The 25,516-nt window shown below is 69.8% G+C and carries 19 protein-coding genes and 4 pseudogenes; 11 read left to right on the top strand and 12 right to left on the bottom strand.

What is annotated here, in order from left to right; all coding sequences use genetic code 11:
* Positions 1 to 12: 12 nt before the first annotated feature.
* The 6 genes and pseudogenes from OG448_RS27340 to OG448_RS27315 all read right to left on the bottom strand — a co-directional run.
* Positions 13 to 1,398 carry an MFS transporter gene (locus tag OG448_RS27340; protein ID WP_405557682.1) on the bottom strand — a complete coding sequence of 462 codons (1,386 nt, stop codon included), beginning with the start codon at positions 1,396 to 1,398 and terminating at the stop codon, positions 13 to 15.
* 204 nt (positions 1,399 to 1,602) lie between these two features.
* Positions 1,603 to 2,058: an RpiB/LacA/LacB family sugar-phosphate isomerase gene (locus OG448_RS27335; RefSeq protein ID WP_330237004.1), complete on the bottom strand. Its 456-nt coding sequence runs from the start codon at positions 2,056 to 2,058 to the stop codon at positions 1,603 to 1,605.
* 370 nt (positions 2,059 to 2,428) lie between these two features.
* Complete coding sequence (locus OG448_RS27330) at positions 2,429 to 3,424, bottom strand: LacI family DNA-binding transcriptional regulator (RefSeq protein WP_405557681.1); 996 nt, start codon at positions 3,422 to 3,424, stop codon at positions 2,429 to 2,431.
* Between the two features lie 325 nt (positions 3,425 to 3,749).
* A pseudogene (locus OG448_RS27325) lies at positions 3,750 to 4,068 on the bottom strand (pyridoxamine 5'-phosphate oxidase family protein); the annotation flags it as partial.
* Positions 4,069 to 4,658: 590 nt separating this feature from the next.
* Positions 4,659 to 4,901 (bottom strand): DUF5302 domain-containing protein, encoded by a 243-nt coding sequence (locus tag OG448_RS27320; protein WP_329009127.1) that lies wholly within the window; start codon positions 4,899 to 4,901, stop codon positions 4,659 to 4,661.
* A 213-nt stretch (positions 4,902 to 5,114) separates the two neighbouring features.
* Positions 5,115 to 5,468: pseudogene (locus OG448_RS27315) on the bottom strand (RNA helicase); the annotation flags it as partial.
* Between the two features lie 1,448 nt (positions 5,469 to 6,916).
* On the opposite strand from OG448_RS27315, the gene OG448_RS27310 reads away from it, so the two are divergent.
* The 4 genes from OG448_RS27310 (at position 6,917) to OG448_RS27295 (ending at position 12,461) form a co-directional block, all read left to right on the top strand.
* Complete coding sequence (locus OG448_RS27310) at positions 6,917 to 8,764, top strand: DUF2207 domain-containing protein (RefSeq protein WP_405557679.1); 1,848 nt, start codon at positions 6,917 to 6,919, stop codon at positions 8,762 to 8,764.
* 529 nt (positions 8,765 to 9,293) lie between these two features.
* Positions 9,294 to 9,785: a sortase gene (locus OG448_RS27305; RefSeq protein WP_405557678.1), complete on the top strand. Its 492-nt coding sequence runs from the start codon at positions 9,294 to 9,296 to the stop codon at positions 9,783 to 9,785.
* Positions 9,786 to 9,800: 15 nt separating this feature from the next.
* A complete protein-coding gene (locus tag OG448_RS27300; RefSeq protein ID WP_405557676.1) occupies positions 9,801 to 10,499 on the top strand; it encodes a class F sortase in 699 nt (232 codons plus the stop codon).
* A gap of 570 nt (positions 10,500 to 11,069) precedes the next feature.
* Positions 11,070 to 12,461 carry an MFS transporter gene (locus OG448_RS27295; RefSeq protein ID WP_405557675.1) on the top strand — a complete coding sequence of 464 codons (1,392 nt, stop codon included), beginning with the start codon at positions 11,070 to 11,072 and terminating at the stop codon, positions 12,459 to 12,461.
* 353 nt (positions 12,462 to 12,814) lie between these two features.
* Here the strand turns inward: OG448_RS27295 and OG448_RS27290 are convergent, their stop codons facing one another.
* The gene (locus OG448_RS27290; RefSeq protein ID WP_405557674.1) at positions 12,815 to 13,351 is read right to left on the bottom strand and encodes a hypothetical protein; all 537 of its coding nucleotides are present in this window, start codon (positions 13,349 to 13,351) and stop codon (positions 12,815 to 12,817) included.
* Between the two features lie 182 nt (positions 13,352 to 13,533).
* Positions 13,534 to 14,229 carry a hypothetical protein gene (locus OG448_RS27285; protein WP_405557672.1) on the bottom strand — a complete coding sequence of 232 codons (696 nt, stop codon included), beginning with the start codon at positions 14,227 to 14,229 and terminating at the stop codon, positions 13,534 to 13,536.
* 14 nt (positions 14,230 to 14,243) lie between these two features.
* Here OG448_RS27285 and OG448_RS27280 point away from each other — a divergent pair, with 14 nt between their 5' ends.
* Positions 14,244 to 14,981 carry a dienelactone hydrolase family protein gene (locus OG448_RS27280; protein ID WP_405557671.1) on the top strand — a complete coding sequence of 246 codons (738 nt, stop codon included), beginning with the start codon at positions 14,244 to 14,246 and terminating at the stop codon, positions 14,979 to 14,981.
* Between the two features lie 198 nt (positions 14,982 to 15,179).
* On the top strand, positions 15,180 to 15,800 hold the full coding sequence (locus tag OG448_RS27275) for a hypothetical protein (RefSeq protein ID WP_405557669.1): 621 nt from the start codon (positions 15,180 to 15,182) through the stop codon (positions 15,798 to 15,800).
* A gap of 272 nt (positions 15,801 to 16,072) precedes the next feature.
* On the opposite strand, the gene OG448_RS27270 is transcribed toward OG448_RS27275, so the two are convergent.
* From OG448_RS27270 to OG448_RS27255, 4 genes are all read right to left on the bottom strand, one after another.
* The gene (locus OG448_RS27270; RefSeq protein WP_030052720.1) at positions 16,073 to 16,276 is read right to left on the bottom strand and encodes a cold-shock protein; all 204 of its coding nucleotides are present in this window, start codon (positions 16,274 to 16,276) and stop codon (positions 16,073 to 16,075) included.
* A gap of 244 nt (positions 16,277 to 16,520) precedes the next feature.
* Positions 16,521 to 16,859: a MerR family transcriptional regulator gene (locus OG448_RS27265; RefSeq protein WP_405557666.1), complete on the bottom strand. Its 339-nt coding sequence runs from the start codon at positions 16,857 to 16,859 to the stop codon at positions 16,521 to 16,523.
* A 1,089-nt stretch (positions 16,860 to 17,948) separates the two neighbouring features.
* Entirely contained in the window at positions 17,949 to 20,261 is a 2,313-nt protein-coding gene (locus tag OG448_RS27260; protein ID WP_405557664.1) for an FdhF/YdeP family oxidoreductase, read from the bottom strand.
* 36 nt (positions 20,262 to 20,297) lie between these two features.
* Entirely contained in the window at positions 20,298 to 20,918 is a 621-nt protein-coding gene (locus OG448_RS27255) for an SRPBCC family protein (protein ID WP_405558990.1), read from the bottom strand.
* Positions 20,919 to 21,710: 792 nt separating this feature from the next.
* Between OG448_RS27255 and OG448_RS27250 the strand changes: the two genes are divergently transcribed.
* From OG448_RS27250 to OG448_RS27230, 5 genes and pseudogenes are all read left to right on the top strand, one after another.
* A complete protein-coding gene (locus OG448_RS27250) occupies positions 21,711 to 23,150 on the top strand; it encodes a serine/threonine-protein kinase (protein ID WP_405557662.1) in 1,440 nt (479 codons plus the stop codon).
* A 35-nt stretch (positions 23,151 to 23,185) separates the two neighbouring features.
* Positions 23,186 to 23,613: pseudogene (locus OG448_RS27245) on the top strand (ZIP family zinc transporter); the annotation flags it as partial.
* 58 nt (positions 23,614 to 23,671) lie between these two features.
* Positions 23,672 to 23,833, top strand: coding sequence for a hypothetical protein (locus OG448_RS27240; protein WP_405559066.1), 162 nt, complete (start codon positions 23,672 to 23,674; stop codon positions 23,831 to 23,833).
* Between the two features lie 199 nt (positions 23,834 to 24,032).
* Positions 24,033 to 24,215, top strand: a pseudogene (locus tag OG448_RS27235) (transcriptional regulator); the annotation flags it as partial.
* Positions 24,216 to 24,597: 382 nt separating this feature from the next.
* Positions 24,598 to 25,413 (top strand): SAM-dependent methyltransferase, encoded by an 816-nt coding sequence (locus OG448_RS27230; RefSeq protein WP_405557660.1) that lies wholly within the window; start codon positions 24,598 to 24,600, stop codon positions 25,411 to 25,413.
* Positions 25,414 to 25,516: the final 103 nt, after the last annotated feature.

The following is a 25,516-nucleotide window of genomic DNA, read 5'->3' as shown; positions in this document are numbered from 1 at the left end:
GCCGCGACGAGTTCACCGAGAGCCAGGCGAGGGCGGCAGGACCGCATTCACCGGAGTGCCGGCCGCGATCTGAGCATGGCCTTCTTCTGCAACGAGGCGGAGCACGCGCTCCCGCTCCTGGCGGCCCCAGGTCTCCTTGGTCGCGAGGATGCCGACGAGACCGATCAAGGCCGCGCCGAGGTAGAGCAGCGCCGCGCCCGGCCACCCGAAGGCGCCTACCAGGGCGGCGGCGAGCAGTGGTGCGAAGCCGCCGATGGCCGCGGCGACCTGGTAGCCGAGCGAGGCGCCCGAGGTACGAGTGGCGGTGCGGAACTGCTCGGTGAGCAGAGAGCCCTGGGTTCCAGTCAGCGATGCGTGGATGAGGCCGATGCCGATGATGAACACCGTCACCACCAGGGCAGGTCGGGCGGAGTTGGTGAGCAGATACATCGGGAAGGCGAAGAGGATCGCCGCCGTACAGGCCGTTATGTAGATGGGGCGGCGTCCGATGCGGTCGGTGAGTGCGCCGGCGAGGAAGGTGACTGCCATGGCGAGGACGCTGGCGGCGGTGATCGCACTGAGGGCCACGGGCCTGAGGTCGGGGTGGCGTTCGGTGATGTAGTTGAGCAGGTAGGTCGCGGTGGAGTAGTAGGCGAAGGATTCCACGACGCGCAGGGCGATGACACGCACGATGCCGCGCCAATCGCCGGCCAGGGTCGCGAGGAGCGGGTTCTTCTCGGTCTTGCCGCTTGCCTGGGCCTCCTTGAATTCGGGCGATTCCGTGAGACGGGAACGCACGATCAGCGCGACGATCACAAGGACGGCGCTGAGCAGGAAGGGCGTCCGCCACTGCCAGTTGCCGTCGAGGGTGTCACTCCACGCGAACACGCCGCTGGCCAGAGCAATGCCCAGAGGGTTGCCGGACTGGGGGATCGCGGCGTACATGCCGCGGCGGTGCCACGGCGCGTGCTCGTAGGCCATGGTGATCGCACCGCCCCATTCGGCACCGAATGCCAGGCCCTGAAGCATGCGGAGGGCCACGAGCAGGATCGGTGCAAGCGCGCCGACCTGTTCGTAGGTCGGCAGCGCGCCGATGAGGAAGGTGGCGGCACCCATGACGAGCATCGCCGTGACGAGGACGGGTTTGCGGCCGACCTTGTCGGCGAAGTAGCCGCCGATGGCTCCTCCGAGCGGTCGCATGACGAAACCGACGGCGAGGGTGGCGAAGGAGAGCAGGGTGCCGACGAACCGGTCGCTCTCGGGGAAGAAGACCGCTCCGAAGTAGAGCGCGGAGGCGGTGCCGTATGCGATGAAGTCGTAGTTCTCGACGCTGGTGCCGAGGCCCGCGGCGACTGCTGTCTTGACGCGGTCCTTGGAGCCGAGCACGCTTCGCCGTCCGGCGGGGGCGCTGGTGGACATGAGGATCTCCTTGGTGAGTCGCCGGGGAGAAGCCGGCGTCTGCGCAGTGAGGAGGATGGGGCCGCACGAGGGGGAGGCCGGATCCTTCGACTGGGTGCTTCTGGGCATGACGAACAGGCGCCCGGCGCAGTCGTTCGCGGGCGGGGCACTTCGGTGTCAGCAGAAGAGAGAGTTCACCCGCTCAAGGGGTGTGTGGGCTGCTTGTCAGGAGGCCGAGGTCAGGGCGTCGAGCGCGTTGAGCTTGGCGACCCGGCGGCGGGTTTCTTCGTCGTCGTCGAAGACGGCACCGAGGAACTCACGGACGATGTCGGGCACGAGTGCGTGCGGGACCAGCCAGGCCCCGATGGCGATGGCGTTGGCGTCGTCGTGCTCGACTGCCTGGTGGGCGGAGTAGGGCTCGTGGGCGAGACCGCAACGAACGCCGGGCAGCTTGTTGGCGGCCATGACGGCGCCCTGGCCGGTGCCGCATACGAGCACCGCTCGATCGGCGGAGCCGGAGAGCACCACCTCGCAGGTGCTGCGGGTGATGTCCGGGAAGTCGACAGGGTCGCAGCTGTGGGTGCCGCAATCGATCACGTCGTGGCCAAGAGCCTCAATGGCCTGGCGGACGGCATCTTTGAGCGGATATCCGGCGTGGTCCGCGCCGAGGGCGACCTTCATCGGTGGTTCCTTTCAGGACGGGCGCACTGCCTGCCGTCGGACTGGGGACGGAGGTTGTGGTGGTGGGTCTGGTCTGAAAGCGACGGTGAGTGCGTGGTGCGGGTGTCGGTCGCACGCTGCGCGATCGCGTAAGCGCAGGCGACGGCCTTGCCGGGCATTGCCCGCTCGGCGCCGGGCCCCGAGGGGGTGCTCTCCACCTGGCGGCTGTGGCTGTGAAGCCGCCGGGATCGCGGGCGAGGAAGGCGTCCAGGGGGCATCCCCGTCGACGGCGTCGGCTTCGAGGTGGACTGCACAGTTACGCCTTGACGACGCGGATGGCTGAGGAAGCCGGCGTCCTCGCTGGGGGCGGCGCCGAGGGCGATCCCCATGCTCATCGGACGTCCTGCGCGGACCGGTCGGCGAAGGTGGTGGGGACACGCTGTCCGGGTGCGGCGCGGCCGGCGATGAGGTCGACGAGCCCGCGTACACCGAGCCGGCCGATCGACGACGCGTCGTTGCGGACCGCGCTGATGGGCGGAGAGGCGAACTCGAACCAGTCGAGGTCGTCGAAGGAGACGACTTCGATACGGGCTGCCTGCTCTGCGCCGAGCCGCTCACGCAGGGCGCGCACGGCTCCCAGGGTGGTCAGACCGTTCGCGCCGAACACAGCCGTGAACGTGACGCCACGGTCGAGGATGCGGGACATGGCCTTGGCCGCTCCGCCGGGCAGGAAGTCACCGGCGTCGAGCAGCCTGTCGTCGGCGCTGATGCCGTGTGCCTGGCGCCCGGCGAGGTAGGCGGCGCGGCGCTCGGCGCCGGTGGAGATCGAGTCCGGGCCTCCTATGAAGGCGACGTCGCGGTGGCCACGGCGCTGCAGCCAGTCAAGCACCTGCTGCACGCCCTGAGCGTTGTCCGTGCCGTAGAGCGGGGCGTCGACGCCCTCGATCGTGCGGTTGAGGAACACGACCGGCAGTCCGGACGCGAGCGTGGCGGCAACCTGCGGCGAGACGGTGCCCTGCGGTGAGAACAGCAGGCCGTCGATGCGCTGAGCGGCGAAGGTCCGAAGGTATGCGTCGGCCTGCTCGGCGTTCTCGTTCGCGTTGGCCAGCAGCACGGTGTATCCGTGGCGGCGCGCCTCCTGCTCCGCGGCGTGAGCCAGCTCGGAGAAGAACGGGTTACGAATGTCCGAGACGAGCAACCCCAGCACGTCCGTACGGGCACGCCGCAGCGAACGGGCGGGGCCGTTGGCGATGTATCCCAACTCGGCGGCGGCCGCGAGCACACGGGCACGGGAGTCGGCCGACGTCTGGCTGCTGCCGCTGAGCACACGAGATGCGGTACCCAGCGCGACGCCGGCTCGTGCCGCGACATCCTTGATCGTGGCCATCCACCCCACCTCTTACGGAAACGTTTCCATGGCTGGAATGAGACTAAGATCGCACATCGATCGTGAGATGAGCAAGGGTCCAAACAAATGCAGCAACGAGCTGCTGCCCCTGCCCGACAGGGCGCCAGCGGTGGACCGCGTCGTCGGACGGCCCCGGCGATGGCTCTGGCGAGGGTCGGCGAGGGCTTCGATGGTGTCCGTGTCGCGTGCGCGCACAGCTTGAGGGCCCGCTTGCCAGGCATGCCTCTTCTCGAATTGGACGATTCGTCCCGTTCCGTCATAAAGCGCGTGTGCGTGCGCCGGTCGCGCCGGGTCGGCGTGGCGTTCAGTTGGCCGGGGTACCGACCCGCTCCGCCAGAGGGGGGGCCTCGATGCCTGCGGGCAGCAGCGGGTCCGGCTCCAGGTCGTACCCCGTGACGCGCAGCGGCAGAACGGCCTGCCTCCAGGCCGAGTCGAGCGTCCTCGCCGGCGCCGTCGTCCGGGGCTCCGGTGCGTATCCTGACGAACGCCTCGTCCAGGGGGGAGAGCGAGCAGCGCCGTTACGCGAGTTCCGTGCGGCTGGGACGGCGGGCGTAGTCACACTGGCCGGGCGTGGCTTGCTCGGTCAGGCGGCGCAGGCCGGCGAGTTTCTCATCGGGGTTGCTTGATGCGGACGGCTCCGGGGTGACGCCAACTGGGGTGGCCAGACGCGCCAGCGTCGCACCGGGCCGTCAGCTACGTCCGGCCACCGGTGCAGCGTCGGCGGCCGGACGTCCTGGCCGGAATTCCAGCGCGGCGGCGCCACCGACCCGCGCCGACCGCGGCTGGGCCCTTCCCCCAGGCGAGACCGCCGACCAAGGCCTGCCCGGCGGATCAAGTCGGAGGAAACCGGCGGTGCCTTGGAGCCCAGGTGAGCGAGGGCCGACGCGTCTGGCTGCACGGCGAAGGAGGGCGTCGACGCGGAGCGTCGACAACCGACGACAACACCGCAGACAGTCATGCCGGCCCTCGCGTCTCCGGCGTGATCCGCCGGACAGGCCCTAGACCGCTCACGCGACTGGCGCGAGCTGCTGGCAGCGGCCCGGATCGCATACAAACGCACCCGCCCCTACCGACCCCAGATCAGGGCATTACACCTAGGCCTCGCCCGCAGCGCGCACAGGGGTACGCGCACGTTGCGGGCCACTGCACGGGGCGCGCGAGTGGGTGGCGCTCAGAGTGCTGGTTGAGCGGCCAGACCGCGGGACTGATCGACTCAGCCACCGCTCTTGCGCCTGAACGACCGCTGGCTCGCAGCCGGGCCGTGCGCCGCGCGCACCTTCGACGCATCCGGGTTGGCGGCAACATCGGCGGCGTCCGCCTGCGCAGCGCGCTTGCGCGCCAGAGCTTCGCGGAACTTGCGCTTGAGGTCGTAGTTGCCGTCGCTGTCCGGCGCCAGAGGGGACGTCTCGGGGGCAGCCGGCTCCGAACCTTCCCTAGATGCGGGCTCTGCGGTCATGGTGACCTCCTGGGTTCGGGGGTGGGCAAGCACAGCTTGTCATGCCGGGCGCAGTGCGGGGCGCCGACAACATCATTCTGTTCCGTCTCGGCGGGTATCCCTCTCGCTGCCGAGGACGTTCGCTTCGTAGGCGGGTGGCGCAGGACGGGCTTCGGGCCGGGCCGAGGGTTGGCGGTCCCGTGGCCAGGAGATTCGCTGCCAGGGCAACGGCTTTCAGCCGATGCGACGCACGTGGGCGGCCTTGCGGGCCTCGCCGGCCTTTCGGGATTTGCCGCCGGTGCCGCGGGAGGTGTCCTTGCTGGTGCCGAGGCCGCGGAAGGGAGCGTTGGTGTTCTTGGGCCGGGGAACGGCGGGCCCGCCGTCGAGCGGGATGCCGGAGGGAGCCTCGGCGCCGGTGCTCCGGCTCAGCTCCGCGCCGCCCGAGCGCACCTTGGTGACGGTCGGCTCGATGCCGGCCCCGGCCATCATTCGGCTCGTCTCGCGGCGCTGGCCCGCCAGCACGAGCGTGACCACGCTGCCGGACTCACCGGCGCGGGCGGTGCGGCCCGCCCGGTGCACATAGTGACGATCCAAACCGATGTCGCCCGCCATACCGTATGGATCTTCTCCGGTCGGATTCCGGGCTGACCGCCTCCCCGCCGTGCCAGGCGCGGTCGATGGCGGACAAGCGTCTTGGCCTGGTCGACCGGCCGCCCGTCCACCAGGCAGTCTCTCGATATCGCTGCCGGCAGTGGGGAGGTCCGCCGGTGTACTACGCCGAGCATGCCCTGCTCGGCGCCCTCCTGTCCGAACCGCAGCGCCTCACTAACGTGACCGGCAGCGGCCCAGACGCGTCTCCACCGCGGCGCACGCCGCGGTGTCCGTCGGCACTCGTGCCCTGTCGGCCCCCGATCCGGCCGAAACCACCGATCACGCCACCGTGTTCGCACTGCGTGCCCGGTCCGCCCCTGGCCCGGCCGAGCGCACCGAACACACCGCCTGGCTCGGCAAGGCGCTCGGGGTGGTTCCCGAGGGGCTCCGCCGCATCACCCGCTGTCACACAGGTGTCACCAACCGGGTCGGTCACCTCCCGGACCTCAAGGCCCTGACCTGCGATTTCGTGTCCGAGATGGAAAGACTGGACGCCGATGGACGGGCGGTACGACCTGTGCCATGTCGTACCGCAGGACTCGCACGCCAACACCAAAGATCACGGACCAAGATCCGGACCAGGTGCGGACCAAGTCGGCTCAGCAGCAAACGATTCCACCCTTTGTCGCAGCTCAGAGGCGACGGTGAGCGTGTACCACCAGCAGACGAAGAACCTCCTGGTGTCGTACTCGCCGAAGAAGCTGGGCTTCTTCTAGAGCCTCAAGTCGATTGCCTGGAGGCTCCGTTCCGCTCCAGGCAATCTCACACCCGAGCTACTCCCCGCGATCGCCGCTCGAAGTGAACTGACAGCGCCAGGGCGAGAATCAGGCATGGAAGCCATCGCCCAGGAACTCGCTCACCCGGCAGATCCCAGTCGGCTGGCACGAGCTCCTCGGCGATGACACTGCTCATCCGTTCCTCTTGTGCGCCGGAGCACGATCTCGGCTCGCATCTGCTCTCCCTATGCTGTGACTGGCTGCCGGACCCGTACTCACTCTGCTGCGAGACCTCCTCGGCCTGGCCGTCAGCCGTACCCACGTCACCCCCCACCGCTCCACGATCTCCGCCGCCCGCCACCGCTTCTTCGCCTACGTCGCCGACCACGCCCACCTGCCCGAACTCGTCACCCTCGCCGAGACCGTCGAGCAGTGGTGGGACGGCATCGAGATTTACCTGACCACCAGGATCAAGCTCGAAGCGCGTTACGCCTTCGGCTTCAGGAACGAAGAGAACCAACGCCCGCGCTCATGCTGTGCAACCACTCGGCGAAGCCGATGGGAGGCGCACCCCTGGATTCCAAGAGCATTGTTGTTGCCCCGCCGCCGGGATAACCTTGCGACCTTCATGGGGGCAGGGGAGGCCCCCGTGACGACAGGGGGTACTCCTTGAACACCGCGAAGGACAAGAGACCGAGAGCGGCGGGGACCCTGAACCGGAGACGCAGGCGCGGCTCCTCGATCAAGATCTTCTTCCTCGTCCTGCTGCTCAGCGGTCTCGTCGTGCTCTTCCGGATGGGCGGGAACGTGGAGCGCGTCAACACGATGTGGGTGGGCGCCGAGGTCGCCGCCGACGGCAGCATGCGCGTCACGGAGGTCATCGACTACGACTTCGGAGAGCCCGACAGTACCCGGCGCGGCATCTACCGCGACCTGCCGGACCTGATGTACGACGAGGACTACGCCAAGGTCAGCGCCAGCTTGGACGGAGCCCGGGTCCCGTGGGAACTCACCACCGGGGACTACTACGAGAAGCCGAACGGCCAGCGGGAGATAGCCACTCGGATCAAGGTGGGCGACCCCGGCGGCTCGGTCACCGGCGTGCACCGGTACCGCATCAGGTACACGCTCACGGACGTTGTGAAGAAGGGCAAGATCGCCTGGGACGCTGTCGGCACCGGTTGGCGGGTCGACCGCTCGGACGTGGAGATCCACGTCGTGGCCCCGTACGAACTCACCGGCGCACGCTGTGTGCACGGCACCAACGGTTCCGAGGACGCCTGCACCACCCGCGGGAGCGGTCCTGGCCGGCTGGACGTCACCCTCGACAAGCTGAAGGGGCACGAGGGTGTCACCCTCTACGCCTCCCGCGGGCAGAAGCTGACCGGAGCGAAGGTTGCCCTGCCCGCGCCGCCCTCCGGAAAGGCCGTCGGCACCACCGTGGAAAGCCCGCTGCGGGTGGGTCTGCTCGCGTTCGGTTTCACGCTGGTCTGCGCCGCGGTGACGCTCTTGCTGCTGCGTTTCCTCGGCCGTGACCGGATCGCTGAGGAAGGACCCGACGGCACGCCCGGCCGGACGCGGCGCGTCGCCCTCGACCGGCTCGCCGCCTCGCTCACGCCGTCGCCGGTGCCTCCAGCGGAATTGACGCCGGCACAGGGCGGGATCCTGCTCGATGAACGGGTCGAGAACCACCACCAGGTGGCCTGGCTCCTCGGCGCGGCGATCGACGGACACGTCGGTATCGAGGGAACCGACCGGCATCCCACCCTCACGCGCCGCGATCCGGCCGACGCACCCGCGGACCCGCTCGCCAGGGTCGTCTTCGGCAGCATTTTCTCGGGACGCGACTCGGTCACCCTGGGCCTGCGCGACCCTCAGTTCCGTTCGGCATGGGAGAGCCTCCACCGCGGGCTGACACAGTGGCAGACCGACAGTGATCTGTGGGACGCGGCCGCCGCGCGTCGCGCCCGCATCGGACGCACGATCGGCACCGCCGCCACCCTGCTCGGCTTCGTCCCGACGGCCGTCGGGGCCTGGCTCAGCGGCCACCGGAACGCGGCCGGCTACCTGGTCCTCGTGGCGGGTCTGATCGCCGTGGGTGCCGGCTTCGCGCTGCGGCTGCGCTCCTGGGAGTTGCACACCCGCACCCCGCGCGGCACCGCCCTCTGGCTCCGGACGGAGGCGTTCCGGCGCTATCTCATGGACCCCTCCTTCCGCCGGCACGACGAGCACCCCGACGAGACACGACTGAAGCTGTACACCGCGTGGGCGGTGGCTCTGGACGTGGCCTACGCGTGGGAAGGAGCGATCGCCGACACGACGGCCGCTCCCACGCACCGCTCGACCCTCGTGGCCGGGTTCGCCCCAGGCTTCGCCCTCGGCCTGATCACCGCCGCCTCGACGTCCAGCGCCGCCCCTCCCTCCAGCGGCAGCGGTGGCGGAGGGGGCGGCGGAGGATCCGGTAGCGGCGGAGGTGTCGGTGGGGGTGACGGCGGAGGTGGCGGTGGGTCCTGGTGACCGCTGGTACTTGGGGGGCCTGGCGCAGGCTTCTACGCCGCCGCCGCGACGATGAGCGGGTGCCACGGGCCCAGAGCTCGGCACTGTTCGACGTCCTGGCCTCAGCCGAGAAGAGGCCGCACGCCACGGCTACACGTCTCTGCTGAACCTGCTTAGACGTACCGTCCGGCGAGGACGTTGGAGATGCGGGCTTGGCGGGCGCTGAAGTCACGTGTACGAAGCTCACCGTCCGTCCACACAGGCTCATAACCGCCTGCGTGATGTTGGAACCTACGGGAACGTGCGGCGCCATCCTCATGGCGGCCGTTCACCATGATGGCGACGCGGCGGCGGGTGGTTGCTGTTGATGATCTCCGCGTCGGTGACCTGCGCAGGGGTACCAAGGAGGACCGTCTCGGCACCTGACTGGGCGACATATGTGGCGATGCGCCAGGTTGCGGAACCCACAGGCTGTCGGTTGCCTCGTGAACAGAGCGCGAAAGATGCGCCGCGCCGGGTAGGCCGGACACCGTTCCGTTGGAGGATTCGCATGCGTTACAGACTCATAGGTGCAGGTATCGGCCTGGCTCTCGGTGCCCTCGGACTGCAGATCCCGGTCGCTGCCGCCGACGAGGACTCGGATGTCCGTATCGACCCGTGGAACGCCGCCCCGGGCTCCACGGTCACGGTCAGTACGAGCGCCTGCGACCCCGACGCGGACTACGGCAAGGGGCGGTCGGAGGTGGGCGGGGATTTCCACCTTTTCGAAGGTGACGAGGAGGGGGAGCTCACCGGCGAGTTCCAGATCCCGGAAGGAGCCAAGGCGGGCAGTGACGTCGTCACCCTGAAATGTCCGCCGCTGACCAAGGTCACGGAGACGTACCAGGTCACCGGTCACTCTCCGAAAGGCTCGGTCAACGCCGGATTCGGGCCGGCCGAGGACAGCGGCGTGGGGCTTGCCCTGGGCGGCGGACTGCTAGCCACGGCCGCCGCCGGAGGGCTGGTGGTGCTGTGGCGCCGCCCGGACGGCATCCGAGCCTGATCGTCGAGCCTGGCGATGGCACCTGGACTCGGGCTGAGACTCGGACGCCGTATCAGCGCTTCCCGTGATCCGTACCTCTGCGCACGGCTCGGTCTGGCCTGCGCCATGGCGGCGGGTGCGGTGCTGCTGATCTCCGGCGTGAGCGACGAGGGCCCATCCCAGCGCCGGCCGCCGCAGGCGGGCTCGACCGCTGTGGACTCCGGCCGCCTCCCAGGGGCCTCCGCGGACCCGGCCCGCCTTGCGGTCTCTGCGCTGCCTCCCGCGGAGCCGGTCCGGCTGCGGATCGGTGCCATCGGCGTGAGCGCGCCGATGGCACGAGTGGGCCTTGACGCGGCCGGGGCGCTGCGGGCCCCGGCCGCGTCAAGCCCCGGCGTCGCCGGCTGGTACGGCGACGGCACGGCTCCCGGCTCGGCGGGAACTGCCATCGCCACCGGGCATGTGGACACCCCCACCGGCGGTCCCGGCGTCTTCTACGACCTCGGCGACCTGACCGAGGGCGCGACCATCGAGATCAGCCGGGCGGACCGGCGGACAGCGGTGTTCACCGTCCGCGCCGTCGAGCTTCACGACCGGAAGAACTTCCCCAGCGAGAAGGTCTATGGCAGTACCGGCCGGCCCGAACTCCGGTTGATCACCTGCGGCGGCCGCTACGTCAAGGGCACCGGCTATCAGAGCAACGTCGTGGTCTACGCGACACTGACCGCGGTCACGTAGGCCGAGCGGCTACTCCTCCGTACGGGGCGCGTTCCGGATCTCCTCCGGAACGCGCCCCGCCCTCGTCAGGGGAGCGCCCGGACCACCGACCACAACAGGCGCTCGTTATCCGGGGCCGCGCCGCCCGGGGAGGCGTGCCGGCGGCGAGTGTAAGCGTAGGAGGAGCCCTGCCACGGGTCGGCGAACGCGAGGGAGCCCGCGGCGCCGCAGCGGCCGAAGGCGCCGGCGCCGTAAAGCGGAAAGAGTGGCCGAACGTGCTGAAGCCCAGGCCGAACGCCTGCGACTGGCCGCTCACCAGGTCCTTTCCCTCGGAGCGGATCCGGGCGAACTCGGCGACGGTGTCCGGCTTCGGGAGCGGGCCGTCCCCGCCCAGGCCGAAGGCCGCCGCCGCGTACATGGCGGCCAGCCCGCGCGCGGAGCCGGTTCCTCGGGCGCGTCCTGGCCCGGCGCCCGCGATCCCCTTGGCATGATGGCCGCCCGGGTTCCCGAGGACAGAACGGAGCCGGTGTCGTGCCCTTCGCGGAGTCGGCCGGTGGCGGTGCGCCCGGGCCCCCTGGAGCTCCGCCGGCCGTGCGGCGGTCCGTGGCGCCGCTGCTGGCCGTGTGCACGGGATACTTCATGGTCATCCTGGACGTCACGGTCATCAACGTCGCCGTACCCGTGGTGGGCCGGGAACTGCCGGCCTCGCTCACCGGCATCCAGTGGATCACGGACGGGTACACCCTGGTCTTCGCCGGATTCCTGATGACCGGTGGCGCGCTGGGCGACCGCCTGGGCAACCGGCGCGTCTTCGAGGCGGGCGTCTCGGTGTTCACGGTGGCCTCGGCCGCCTGCGCGTTCGCGCCGAGCGCCGCCTTCCTCGTCGCGGCCCGGCTGGTGGAAGGGCTCGGTGCGGCGCTGATCGTCCCCGGCTCGCTCGCCCTGCTCCAGGAGGCGTACCCGCTGCCCGCCGCACGTTCGCGGGCTTTCGGACTGTGGGGGTCGATGGCGGGTGTCGCGGCCTCCGCCGGGCCGCTGCTGGGCGGGCTGCTGGTGTCCACGGTGGGCTGGCGCTGGGTCTTCCTGATCAATCTTCCCGTCGGCGTGGCCTGCCTGTTTCTGACATGGCGGCACGTGGCGCCCTCGCCGCGTCACGCCGGCCGGTCCCTGGACTGGCCGGCGCAGTGTGCCGTGGTGGCGGCGGTGGCCCTGCTGACCGGCGCGCTGAACGAGGCCGGCCGGCGCGGCTGGTCCGATCCCCTCGTGCTCGCCGGGCTGGGCCTGGTCGTGCCCGCCGTCGCGGCGTTCGTGTGGCGCGAGCGGGTCGCCCGTTCCCCCGGCCTTCCGCCGCGCCTGCTCGGCTCCCGCACGATGGCCGGCGGGGCCGTCGTCGGCCTGCTGTTCAACTTCGGCTTCTACGGCATGGTGTTCACCGCCAGCCTGGACTTCCAGCACCAGCGCGGCTTCAGTGCCCTCAGGACCGGACTGGCGCTGTTCCCGGCCGTGGCGATGACGATGTTCGCCTCCATCCTGTCCGGACGGCTCGCCCGCCGCACCGGTCACCGTCCACTGGTGGTCTCCGGCATGTTCCTCGGCGCGCTGGGGCTGGCCGGCTGGGCCGCGGCGGGTACCGATCCGGCCTACCCTCTGCTGGTGGCTCCGATGATGGCCGTCGGGTTCGGTACGTCCTTCGCGCTCACCGGCTCGACCGCCACGGTGATGGGTGCCGCGCCCCAGGAGTACGCCGGCGCCGCCTCCGCCCTGTTCAACACCGCCCGCCAGATCGGTAGCGCGACCGGCGTGGCCCTCGGCGGCAGCCTGCTGGCCACCGGCGCCGACTACGGCACCGGACTTCGCGCCAGCATGGCCATCGGAGCCCTCGCCTATCTGACCGCGGCGGCCATCGCGTGGGTATGCGTCCCGGGCGGGCCGAAGGCACCGCCCGAACGCCCCACCTCCCCCGCTGACCGCACGTCCCGCTGACCGAACGTCCCGCCTCCCGCCCCACTGACCAGGCAACCACCGCCCTCCCAGGCTCCGTGTCCAGCGGCGGCATGAGAGTCGCGATCAGGGTTATCGGGAAGAGCATGGTGCGTTTCGGAGCCCTGGGCCTCCTTCTGTCACCGAGCGAGCCGGGCAAGACCAGCACCACGACACACACCGGCGGCAGCAGCGCGAGAACCGCCAGCGAGGCCAACTCCTCCTCATCCGGGGAACCGTGGAACCCCGCCGCCCGCGCCGCACCGTGGTCGGACACATGGCCTGGGACCTGCAAACCGTCGCCGCGCCGCGGCCATGGGCCGACCTTCAACCGGCTGGCACCCTGCGAGGAGGGGCTAACGGCCGTGTGTCCGCACGCTCGTGGAGCGACGGAGCGATGCCTCCAGCAGGACGCTCACCAGTTCGGTCTCACCGGTAGTGGTGAGTAGCCGCTTGGGCACGATCAACAGGCCGCGCTTCCAGCCGAGGCGGCCGGTCACCACGTAGACCAGCTCCGACTCGTAGTAGCGGGACATCGTGCGCCACGGCACCCGCATGAGTTCCTCGGAGCCTCGGGAGATGACGCAACCGGTGTCGTCGATGACGGCCTGCTTCTCCCCCGTGGCCTGGTCGGCACGGAACATACGGCCGGCAAGCATCGAGGGCAGGAACATGCCGAGCGCACCATAGACAAGAGCGAGCATCAGCAGCCCCGCGTTGATCGAGTTGCCGTCAGCGGAGGGCTTCAGGCTCAGCGCCGCCATCACTGCCGCGGCCACGACAAAGAGCCAGCGCAGGCGTCGCCACCATCCAGTTGCCGCGAGGGCCTCGTCGAACTCCTCCCGCGTCAGGGTGCCGCTGAAGGTGATGGTTGTCTGCGGTATGTCGTCCACGGGCGCGGAGCTTACAGGTCCACGCCTGGCCCGCCGGTACCCCATCGGAATGGGTCTTGATGACCTGAGTCTTTGGCATCAGATCAGGTCAATTGGCGTGCCTTTCGGAGCAGACGCGTACCTCTGCCCTGCTTCGAAGGTTCCTCCGACTCGGCTGCGGATGGCATGGGCAGTGGGTTCGGTCAGTCGCCCTCCCCGTAGTTCATGAACCAGTGCGTGTCGAAATAGCGGGCCATCGTGAACCGGTGATGCGGGTCGAGGAGGATGCGACAGACGAACTGCGCAGTCTGGCAGTCGAAGCGGACCTCATCCTCGCCATCGAAGGACCGGACAACGACGGGCCAACGGTCGGGATCGTCGCCGTCAGCACGCCAGCAGTACACGTCCTCGTGCTCCGTGCCCGCCCAGATGAGTAGCCCGTCCTCCTTCAGCGACGTCCACGGCTCCTGGTTCAGGCTGAGGTACGCGTCGAAGGCGCCCGCGCCGAACGCTTCGACCATGCGCTTGTGGTCGGCGGGGAGCGCGGTGCCCAAGCGCGACTCCACCTCCGCCCAGTGCACGTCCGGTCGCTGGGCGGGCTGCGTCCAGCCGGTGATCCGTACGAGCCGCTCCACCCAGTCGACGTCCCCGTACTCGTCCGGGGCGACCGCCCGAAGTTCGGGCACCTGCCTCTGAGCGCCCACCAGAACCGGGCGCATAACGCCCTCGTCGTCTCGCGCCGTACCCGTGCCGACCCACTGATTCCCGTAGGCCCACGCCCGCATCGTCACCACCCGGTCCTCGAACGGGGAGCACCGGGGCCCTCGCCGTATTTCAGAGGGATACCCGCGCTGTTCTGCCAGCGGCAGAACAGCGGCCGGACCGGGCTCGACGATCATTACAGTCCAGTCTCATGACGGCGATTACGACGCGTACGGTCGAGTACCCGGCCGACGGTTTGACGATGATCGGGCACCTCGCGCTCCCGGCCGGTGTCGACCGCCGACCCGCGGTGCTGCTCGGACCGGAGGGCATGGGGCTCAGCGAAGTCGAGCGCCGCCGGGCCGATGCTCTCGCCGAGCTGGGATATGTAGCGCTGGCCTTCGACCTTCACGGCGGGCGCTATGTGGGTGACCCCGAGGAGATGCTGGCCCGGTGCCTGCCGCTGCTCGCCGATCCCGACCGGATGCGGGGGATCGGCCATGCGGCGCTCGACGTGTTGTGCGCCGAGCCCCGGACCGACCCTGCCCGGATCGCCGCCGTCGGCTACGGCACCGGGGGCGCCATCGCACTGGAACTCGGGCGCGATGGCGTCGACCTGCGCGCGATCGCGACAGTCAACGGGCTGATCACGGGCCGACCGGGTGAGGCGGCGCGCATTCGCTGCCCGGTGTGGGCCGGGGTCGGGTCGGAAGACCCGATCATGCCGCCCGCACAACGAAACGCGTTCACCGCCGAGATGCAGGCTGCAGGCGTCGACTGGCGCCTCACGGTCTATGGCGGCGCCTTGCACGCCTTCCACCACCCGCCGGTCGACCACCCCACGGTCCCCGGCGTCGGCTACCACCCACAGCACGCACAGCGAGCCTGGCGCGACGTCGTCGACCTGCTCACCGAGTGCCTGCCCGTGACGGAAGATCTGCGGGCGTGACCCCGGGGCAAACATGCTGGTGCCAGGCTTTCGGGGTACTAGGAGCTCGTAACACGATCATATGTTCGGGCCTTCTTGAGGAGTCTCCAGCAGAACAGGCTGCAGGCCAGGGAGACGAAGGCATCATGGAGCTCGGTTCCCAACCCCGTCGGCCCTCCCGCCAATTGGACCTGCCGAAACCGAGTAGAACGGCCGGCCGTGGGCAAGATCAGGGCTTCCGAACGGGCATCTCCGCTCGCCTACGCGCAAGGATCGCCGATGCTTCCTGAGGTCCGCCCCCACGTATCCACCGCCCTCGCAGACCAGTTGAAACATCAACTGGACCTGGCTCCGCATCTCGAGGCCGGTCAGCTCGATGTGGAGGGCGTCGCCGGCATCGCAGTCGTCGCAGCCGCCCACTCCGACGGCTATGCGGCCACCGGCCATCTCCTCGGTCTGCTGGCCGCGCTGCCTGCCCCCACCAAGGCAGGAGAACGCTTTTGGTCGGACCTGTGGAGGTCGTCGGGCACCGCATACCTGCTACCCGTCAACATGAGGGCTCAGGTGCTGCGTTCTCTGGACGGAGAGGGAACCGCCCTGGCCAGGCAGATCCTGTCGGCCGTCGATGAGATGACTCCGCCCCAGCGCGTAGCGACCGGGGAGGTGATCGGTCAAGCCCTCGCCGAGTCCGACCATTTGCCTGACCTCAAGACACAGGTCATCGGCGAGTTGTGGCTCCGAGATCTCGAGCTCACCGCCTGGCGCGTTCTGCATGCGGACCGCAGATGGGACGATCCGGTTGGACGGCAAGCCTTCCTCGACGCCTGGACGAGCCCCTGACCTTCTGCTGCTCCCAACTGCGCGAACAGAGGCACAGGGCATGCGGTACCCGAACCGGACGATGCTCGAAGCAACTGGGGTCAGGAAGTCGGGGCCGACGTCGCACCCGTCTCCGCCTCGACAGGTCAGGGGCCGCGCAGCCTTGGCTGCGCGGCCCCTGACCTGTGCACGCCCGGCACGAGAGCAGGCGCTTCGCCCGGTGGGCGACAAAGCCCGCACGGGCGGCGCTCACCGGACGCAGTGTGCGCGAACCCTCGGGCAGGTCTGCGAGGTCAGGCCAGGTTGATGTTCTCGGCCTGCGGACCCTTCTGGCCCTGGGTGACATCGAACGTCACGGCCTGGCCCTCCTGGAGCTCACGAAAGCCCGTGGAGTTGATCGCGGAGTAGTGGGCGAAGACATCCGGGCCGCCGCCGTCCTGGGCGATGAAACCGAAGCCCTTCTCCGCGTTGAACCACTTCACAGTTCCCGTTGCCATGTCTGATGCCTTCCAGTCGATGAACGCCTCCCACTCCATGTGGAAGGCAGAGGTGATCGCCCTGGTCCCTGCGGCAAAGCACAGCAAAAAGCCCACACCAGAGGCGTAGGCACGGGGGAATTCCGAACCACGACAGCTGACGCAGACGCTACACGCCCACACGCCGCGTCACCATAGGGAAACGATCACACCGCACGGCAGACCATGCGTGCGGCGCCCGCCGACACGGACGGGCACGCTCGTCTCACGCTGCTGCGGTCGGGTTCGCCGAGTCGCTGGCGCGGCGGTATTCGGCGTTGAGGCGCTGGGCTTCCTCGAGCTGGTCTTCGAGGATGATGATGCGGCAGGCGGCCTCGATGGGGGTGCCGTTGTCGACAAGTTGCCGGGCGCGGGCGGCGATGCGCAACTGGTAGCGGGAGTAACGGCGGTGTCCGCCCGCGGAGCGCAGCGGGGTGATGAGGCGGGCTTCGCCGATGGCGCGCAGGAAGCCCTGCGTGGTGCCGAGCATTTCGGCAGCCCGGCCCATGGTGTAGGCGGGGTAGTCGTCGTCATCGAGACGGCCGAACGTGTCGTCTGGTGTCATTGCACCTCTCTGTGGAACGCGTGGAGGGGCCCTGGCGCCGTACGGCACCAGGGCCCCGAAGGAACTGCTACACCATCTGCCGGCCCTGATACTGCACCGGCCCTCTGTTTCCGCAGACCCGACCGAGACGCTGTCGGGGGCGCGGGGATCGCGGTTGCTCGACCGGAGACCACCTCACTATCGATGTCCTGCGGTACCCGGGTCCAAGACTTGCACCCGGGCGATCCTGATGGCGCTCGGCTCCTCCGCTCTTCCCTCTTAAACAACCATTCACTAACGGAAACTGCGAACTGCTGGTACCGCGAACTGCTGGTGGCCTCGAACAGCGCCACTCTTCGGCAGCCAGCCCCGTCGCCCGTCCTGCGTCTGCTCTGGCTCAGAACCCCACTGCCGAACCTCCCGGAGCGCGCGCCCGCAGCCGGCGCCTTCACCGAGGTACTGCCACTGACTTCACTGCTGGGTACTGCGAACCTCACTTATCGGTACTGCCACTGCGGTACTGCTTATGGCGGCCCCTGATGACTGCGGGCCACCCGGTCCGGTCGTCAGTCCCGTCGCCGTCCTGCGACCACCCTGGCTTCGAAACTCCACCACCGCACCGTCATACCAACTGCAACTGCGTACTGCTGCACGGCAGTTCTTGTCTGCCGGGCCTTGCTCGATCTCGACTACGAGAGAAACCATAACTACACCGCCGCCGAATGTCTACTCCCGCTGGCATAGATTTCCGCGCCCTCGAAGAGGAGATAGTCCGCCTCGTACGGTCCACGGTTGGTTCAAGCGGCTTGCGGCTCAGCCCGGCGCGCAGGGATCCCCCTCTCGCGCAGGCATGTCGGGCTAAACGGCCGTCACCCCCCGGGCCTCCGGCGGCAAGACCGTGAACACGCCTTGCTGACGGATTCCACCCACTTGGACGAGTTCGCCGCCGTCTTCGACTGAGCGACGCCGACGGGCACCGGCCGCACGCAGTGTGGGCCCGACCGGCGTACCGGTCGGGCCCACACTGCCGGTCAGATCGCCCGCCGCGGTGTTATCGGGGCCCCGCTGCTGTCAGCGGGGCCCGGGAAGGTGCGGCGTCATCGGGTTCGGTCAGACGGGTGCCGGCCGGGATCGGTCGCCCGTGGGTTCTAGGCGGACGACGATGCCCTTCGACGTGGGCTGGTTGCTTATGTCGGCGACGCTGTCGAGCGGCACCAGGACGTTCGTCTCCGGGTAGTAGGCGGCGGCCGAACCCTTGGCCGCCGGGTAGGACACGACCTCGAAGTTCTCGGCCCGGCGCTCGGTGCCGTCCTCCCAGACGCTCACCAGGTCCACGCGATCACCCTGGGCGAGGCCGAGCTCGGAGAGGTCGGCCGGGTTGACGAGGATCACGTGGCGGCTGCCGTGGATGCCGCGGTAGCGGTCGTTGTTGGTGTACGGGACGGTGTTCCACTGGTCGTGCGAGCGCAAGGTCTGCAGAAGCAGGTGACCCTCGGGGGCCCGGGGGACCACCCGCTCGTTGCAGGTGAACCGGGCCTTGCCGGTCTCGGTCCTGAACACGCCCTCGTTGACCGGGTTGGGTAGCTGGAAGCCTCCCGGCCGGGTCACCCGGGCGTTGAAGTCGTGGAAGCCCGGCACGATCCGGGAGATGCTGTCGCGGATGGTGTCGTAGTCGCCCTCGAACTCGGCCCAGGGGATGTCGCCCTCGCCGCCGAGGCTCAGCCGGGCGAGCCGGCACAGGATGGCGACCTCGCTCAGCAGCACGCGCGAGGCCGGTTCGAGTCGTCCCTGGGAGGTCTGCACCTCGCTCATGGAGTTCTCGACGGTGACGAACTGCTCGCCGTCGGCCTGGACATCACGCTCGGTGCGCCCCAGCGTCGGCAGGATCAGGGCGGTGTCGCCGCAGACGGTGTGCGAGCGGTTGAGCTTGGTGGAGATGTGGGCGGTCAGCCGGCACGAACGCATCGCCTTCTCGGTGACCTCGCTGTCGGGCGCTGCGCGCACGAAGTTCCCGGCCAGGGCGAGGAAGACCTTGACGCGGCCCTCCAGCATCGCCTTGATCGAGTTCACCGAGTCCAAGCCGTGCGGGCGCGGCGGATCGAAGCCGAACTCCTCCTGGAGGGCGTCCAGGAAGGTGTCCGGCATCTGCTCCCAGATGCCCATGGTGCGGTCGCCCTGGACGTTGCTGTGGCCGCGCACCGGGCAGGCGCCCGTGCCGGCGCGCCCCAGATTGCCGCGCAGCATCAGGAAGTTGACGATCTCCCGGATGGTGGGTACGCCGTGCTTGTGCTGGGTGATGCCCATCGCCCAGCACACGACGACGCGTTGGCTCCGCAGGACCTCGTCGCGGACCTTCTCGATCTCCTCGCGGGTCAGTCCCGTCGCCGCGCGCACGTCGTCCCAGTCGACGGTGCGGGCGTGCCGGGCGAACTCCTCGAAACCGGAGGTGTGGGCGTTGATGAAGTCGTGGTCCAGGACGGTGCCGGGACGCGCGTCCTCCGCCTCCAGCAACAGCCGGTTCAGTGCCTGGAACAGGGCGAGGTCCCCGCCCGGCTTGATGTGCAGGAAGCGGTCGGCGATCTGGGTGCCCCGTCCCACGACCCCACTCGGCTTCTGCGGGTTCTTGAAGCGTCGCAGCCCCGCCTCCGGCAACGGGTTCACCGCCACGATGCGGCCGCCGTTGAGCTTGGCCTCCTCCAGGGCCGAAAGCTGCCGCGGGTGATTGCTGCCCGGGTTCTGCCCCACCAGGAAGATCAGGTCCGCGTGGTGGAGGTCGTCGAGACTCACGGTGCCCTTGCCGACGCCCAGCGTCTCGTTCAGGGCGAAGCCGCTGGACTCGTGGCACATGTTGCTGCAGTCGGGCAGGTTATTGGTGCCGTAGGCGCGGGCGAAGAGCTGGAAGACGAAGGCGGCCTCGTTGCTGGCCCGGCCGGAGGTGTAGAAGACCGCCTCGTCGGGCGAGTCCAGCCCCTTCAGTTCCTGCGCCAGGACGCCCAGGGCGTCGTTCCAGCCAATGGGCTCGTAGCGGTCCGACCCGGGCCGTTTGATCATCGGCTCGGTGAGCCGGCCCTGCTGGTTGAGCCACATGTCGGAGCGGGCGGCCAGATCGGACACGCTGTGCTCACGGAAGAAGTCGGCGGTGATCCGGCGTGTCGTGGCCTCGTCGTTGATGTGCTTGGCGCCGTTCTCGCAGTACTCGTTGCGATGGCGCCGGCCCGGAGCGGGGTCCGCCCACGCGCAGCCGGGGCAGTCGACCCCGCCCACCTGGTTCATGGTGAGCAGGTCGACCCCGGTCTTGCGCGGGGAGGTCTGCTCCAGGGAGTACTCCAGCGCGTGCACGACGGCGGGAACCCCGGCCGCCCACTTCTTCGGCGCTGTCACGGAGAGGGAGGTCTTCGGCTCCTCACCGGGCGGGTTCTGCATCGCTTGGCCTTTCTCTTGCCGTGTGCGGTACGCGGGTCAGCCGACGGGCCACTGGGCGACACGGCTCCTGGGCGGTTCCGGGGAGTCGTGCTGAACCCGGCCGTTGCGGATGGTGCCGCGCCAGGCACCGCCCTCCTGACCGAGTCCTTCGATGAAGTGCTTGAAGCTCACCAGTTCCCCGCGCACCAGTCGCACGATCAGCCCCACGACCCTGGACGAGCGGCTGAGGACCTTCGCGGCCCCACGCGGTTGGAGGAGCATCCGGACCGTGATCGCGGTGCCACCGGACTCCGTCGGCCTGAACTCGATCTCGCCCTGGTGGGTGGGATGCTGCTCCAGGCCACGCCAGGCCAGGTAGGCGTCAGGGTCCTGTTCCACGATCTCGACCGCGAAACGGTGACGCAGGGGGCCGTAGCCGATGGTCCACGCGGTGACGGTAGGCCTGATCTGCTCGACGTCGCGCACCACGGTCGAGAAACGCGGGAACGTCTTGAACTGCGTCCACTGGTTGTAGGCCGTACGGACCGGCACCGCGACCTCGACCGTCTCCTCGACGTGCCGCTCGCGCAGGGGGCGGCGGCGTGTGACGCCGTCACCGTCGGAGGGCATGCCCGGGGTGTTCGGCACGGCCTGCCCACCGTCGTCTTCGTGCGCCATCATGGTCCTTCTTCCGGTGAGGGAGCCGGGCGTCGGGAGCCCCGGCCCTCCCCTTATGGGGCAGGGCATCTCTTCAGGTTCCCCGATCCCGGGTTTCGAGTCATCCGACCGCGTAGGCGTCCCGGGCCGCCCCGAGCGGGAGAAGGGGCCGGGCCCGGCTCGTAGGAGGGGCGTGGCCGGACGACTGGCCCGGGATGCGCTGGAGCACCTGGACGAGGCCGCTTTCGCCGACGACGAGGCCCGTTCTCCGGTGGCCCCGGGCTTCGCCGGCCGAGCCCTTCGCGGTCTGCCCCCAGCGGCTCCGCCTGTCGCTCGACGGAGGCCACCTCTTCGAGGCCCTGAGCCCCGAGGGGCTGGACCACAAGGTGCTCAAGGTCGTGAAGTCCGTCGAGCAGGAGCTAACCGACAGAGCGGTCGCCGCCTACAAGGGTCTCGCCCACGGACGGTGAGACCTGCCGCCCACCCGCAAGCCGCGGCAGGGGGGGGGGGAGCGGGCGGCCCGTCCGGGCAACGCGAGGAGCACGGACGGGCTCGGGCTTGGGGTGTTCCTGACCGGCAGCGCCAGCGGACGCCGACAGACCGCGGAGAACCTCGTCCGGCGGACACCGTCCCCCTGGGCGGACGCCGGCGCAGACTCCCATTCCGTCCGGAGTTCTGAGGTGGTGCGACGTCACCACGAGGGCGCGGCCGTCGACCACCGAAGCGGCCGGGGTGCCTGCCGCAGGAGCGGGTACCCGCGCCACACAGCGTCGATTGTCGGCTTTGCTCGCGGTGACAGTAACGGAGAGACGAATGAACGGCCCCCGAACAGACTTCCCGCCGACGCAGAGGGTGTCCGCCGAGACCGTGGGTGGCCGGTACCGGCTGGGCGCCGGTATCGGCCGAGGAGGTGCCGCCGACGTCTACGAGGGCGTCGACGTCCGCCTCGGACGACGGGTCGCCGTCAAGATCTTCCGGGCGGGAGCCGACCCGGAGATGGAACGACGGTTCGCCGAGGAGGCCGTCCTTCTGGCGCGGCTTCAGCACCCCGGCCTGGTGACCGTCTACGACGCCGGCCGGCACCAGGGCCGCGCCTACCTCGTCATGGAGCTGGTCACAGGGCGGACGTTGCGCGAGTGCCTCGCGAGCGGGCCGCTGTCCCCCCGGCGCGTCGCCGAGCTGGGCGCCGCCCTCGCGCGGGCGCTCGCCCATGTGCACGACGCCGGCATCGTGCACCGCGACATCAAGCCGTCGAACGTCCTGCTGGACGCCTCCGGCGCTCCTCACCTCGCGGACTTCGGCATCGCCCGGCTGGTGAACGCCACTCGTCACACCGCTTCCGACGTCCTCATAGGAACCGCTGCCTATCTTGCGCCGGAGCAGGTCATGGGCAGGGAGGTCCGACCGGCCGCCGACATCTACGCCCTCGGCCTGGTCCTGCTCGAATGCCTGAAAGGGGAACTGGAGTACCAGGGGACCCCGCTGGAAGCGGCTGTGGCACGCGTGCACCGGCCGCCCGTCGTCCCGGGCTCGCTACCGCCCGGTCTGGCCCGTCTCCTGCACGCCATGACGGCTCAGGACGAGACGACGCGGCCCGACGCCCCGAGTTGCGCCTGGGCGCTGTCCGCTCTGTGCGCCGCACCTCCACACGCCGTAACGAACGCCGCGCTGTCCTCGGTGGCCCCCGTGACCCTCTCCGCGCGGGCGGACGACGAGACGCGCAGCCGGGCCCGGGCACGGCACACCGGCAGGACGGGACACGCGCGCCGCCTCGCGGTCGGCACCGCCCTGACCGCGCTTTCGGCGGCTCTGGGAGCCACCCTCGCCATGACCCTGGGCACCGGCGCGCACAGCGACGAACGCACCGGCTCCGGCTCCCCCGCCTCCGAACTGGCCCAGCCGCCCTCCGACTCCGCCAAGGCGCCGAGGACCGCCGCCGCAGACCCGAACACGCGGCGGCGCGAGTCGAGTTCGGCGTCCGAGCCGTCACGCTCCACCACCACCGCAGCCACCGCCAGCGACACATCCCCGGCCAGCGAGACAGCCGTGACCGAAGCCGCGGCCCCGGCCGCCGCGCGCCGGACGTCACCCGGTGCGGAGAAGGGCGGCAACACCCGCCAGCACCACGCGCCGGGCCGCGACAAGAAGGCGACCAAGGGTGCTCCCGCCCACGCCGAGCCCGGCGGCGCGCGGAAGCCGGCCGGGGCATCCGGCGGCTCCCAGGACAAGGCAGGCCGGAAGAGCCACGGCTGACCTGCGGCGCAGGGCTCCTGGGGTGCCTATGGAACATGACGGATGCTCTGGTCGCCGGTGGGTGGGGGCTGCTCGCCGGATGGGCTCTCCTGGTGGGGGTGGCGCTCGGCCATCTGGTGCGGTACCGCTGCGCGTGATCGCGTACGTGAGGGCCTTCGGCGCCGGGGTACTGCTTTCCGCCATCTCCTTCGAACTGCTCGACGAAGCCCACAAGGAGGCGTGCCTGGTACCGACAGCGGTCGGTACGCTCCTCGGGGCAGCGGCCTGCACGGTCGGTAACGTGTGGCTGGCCCGCCGCGGCGCCCGGCACCGCGAACGGTCCGGTCACCGGGAACAGCAGCCGTTCCAGGAGCAGCAGGCTGGATCGGGCAGTGCCCTGGCGCTCGGCGCGCTGCTGGACGGGGTCGCGGAGTCGGCGGCCATCGGTGTGAGCCTGCTCGGCGGCAGCGGCGCGGTCAGTCTGGCTCCACGCCGCTGCGAGGTCTCGACTCCCTTGCAGGTCATGTGGCCGGGTCGTCTCCGTGACCGACGAAGATCTCATAGACCTGCCGCTGACCACAGCTCGCGCGATCGAGCTGGTCGTATTCATCCCGGCCGCCGCCGTGGACGTGCTACGCATCGGCCCCGGCTACCGCCTCCAACCACCGGGAGCCGCCGCCAAGCCCCCCGCAGGGCGGCCATAAGGTCTACGGGCTGGGCCGGAAACGACCTGCCCCTACGCCCACCAGTCGGGGCCACGGCCGATCACGCCCCAGCACGCGATCCCCGGCGGCCCACGCTGCAACCGGCTTCCTGATAATTTCAACAGCGCGTAATCACCCTGGCGTCAACATCAAGTCGCTGCCAAAATGGCGTCGTTGACGGTTACTCAGGAGGTTGGGCGTGAGCGAAGCCCGTCCCAGCACCAGCGCACCGGCAGTCCTGCGTGCGATCCTCGGCCGTCGGCCGCAGGACCTCCGACTCGACGCCGGGGCCTCGCTGGAGGACGCGGCCCAAGCCCTGCGCGTGAAGGTCCTGACGATCCGTCGCCTGGAAAAGACCGAGGTCGCGCTGAAGCCTCTCTACCACTTGGAGCGGCGCGAGGATGTCGTCACCCGTCTCGAGGCCGCATTCCCGTATGGCGCTGCTGACGTCGTCGGAGGACAGCAGGGCGCTCTTGAACCGCGTGCGCACGGAGTATGCGTGACACTCACCGACGAAGGTGTCTGCACCGGGATGCCGGTCAGCCACCTCGGCAAACGGCGCGGGGAAGAAGCGCCCCTGGAGCGGACCCTACGACGGTCGGTCCGCCGAGAGGGAATCACTCGCCGGCGGCCACGTGGCCGTTCGGCAGTCGAGCGGACCGGCCAGGCAGAAACTGAACCGCGCGCCGGAGGACACACGGGACGACAGCACCAGTCCCGTTCCTGGCCTACGGGCCGACAGACACACGCGTAAAGGGGAGAACATGACCACCAGGCAGGTCGGCCGGGATCTCGACACGAGCAAGGCGCACTCGGCCCGGATGTACGACTACTTTCTCGGCGGCAAGGACCACTTCGAGATCGACAAGGAGGCGGCCCTGGTCGCCGCCGACGCCCACCCCGGCATCTATATGACCGCTCGCGAGAACCGGGCGTTCATGCACCGCGCCACGCGGGTCCTGGCGCAGGAGCACGGCATCCGCCAGTGGCTCGACATCGGCACGGGTATCCCGACCGAGCCCAACCTGCACCAGGTCGCTCAGTCCGTCGCGGCCGACGCCCGTGTCGTGTACGCCGACAACGACCCCCTCGTCCTGAAGTACGCCGAACGCCTCATGCGCAGCACGACCCAGGGACGCACGGCCTACGTCGAAGCCGACATCAGGGACCCCGATGCGCTGATGAGCGCCGTGGAGGCCTCGGAGGTCCTGGACTTCGACCAGCCCATCGCCCTCTCCCTCAACGCGCTCATGCACTTCATCACCGACCCGCACGACCCGTACGCCATCGTCCGCCGACTGCTCGACCCGCTCCCGGCGGGCAGCGCCCTCGCCATGAACCACTGCACCCCCGACTTCGACCCCGTCACCTGGAACAAGGTCGCGGAGGTCTACACCAAGTCCGGTTCTCCGGTGAGGTTCCGTTCGCACAGCGATGTCCGCCGTTTCTTCGACGGACTCGACCTGATCGACCCCGGCATCGTGTGCTGCCACCGCTGGCGGCCCGCCGGACCGGCCGAAGGGCCGGAGCCCACGGACGCCCAGATCAGCCTGTTGGCGGGCGTAGGCATCAAGCGCTGACCGGTGCCCGGCCGATCGTGCGACCGACTGGGCGCCCGCATCCGTAGCACCCGACGTCCGCCGACCGCACCCCGCACAGGCCGACTGAGCGACGGCCAACGCT

Source organism: Streptomyces sp. NBC_01171, from assembly GCF_045039805.1.
In the GTDB taxonomy this organism is placed as follows: Bacteria; Actinomycetota; Actinomycetes; order Streptomycetales; family Streptomycetaceae; genus Streptomyces.
The sequence above is the reverse complement of the archived record's forward strand: the minus strand, read 5'-3'. Positions and strand labels throughout refer to the sequence as shown.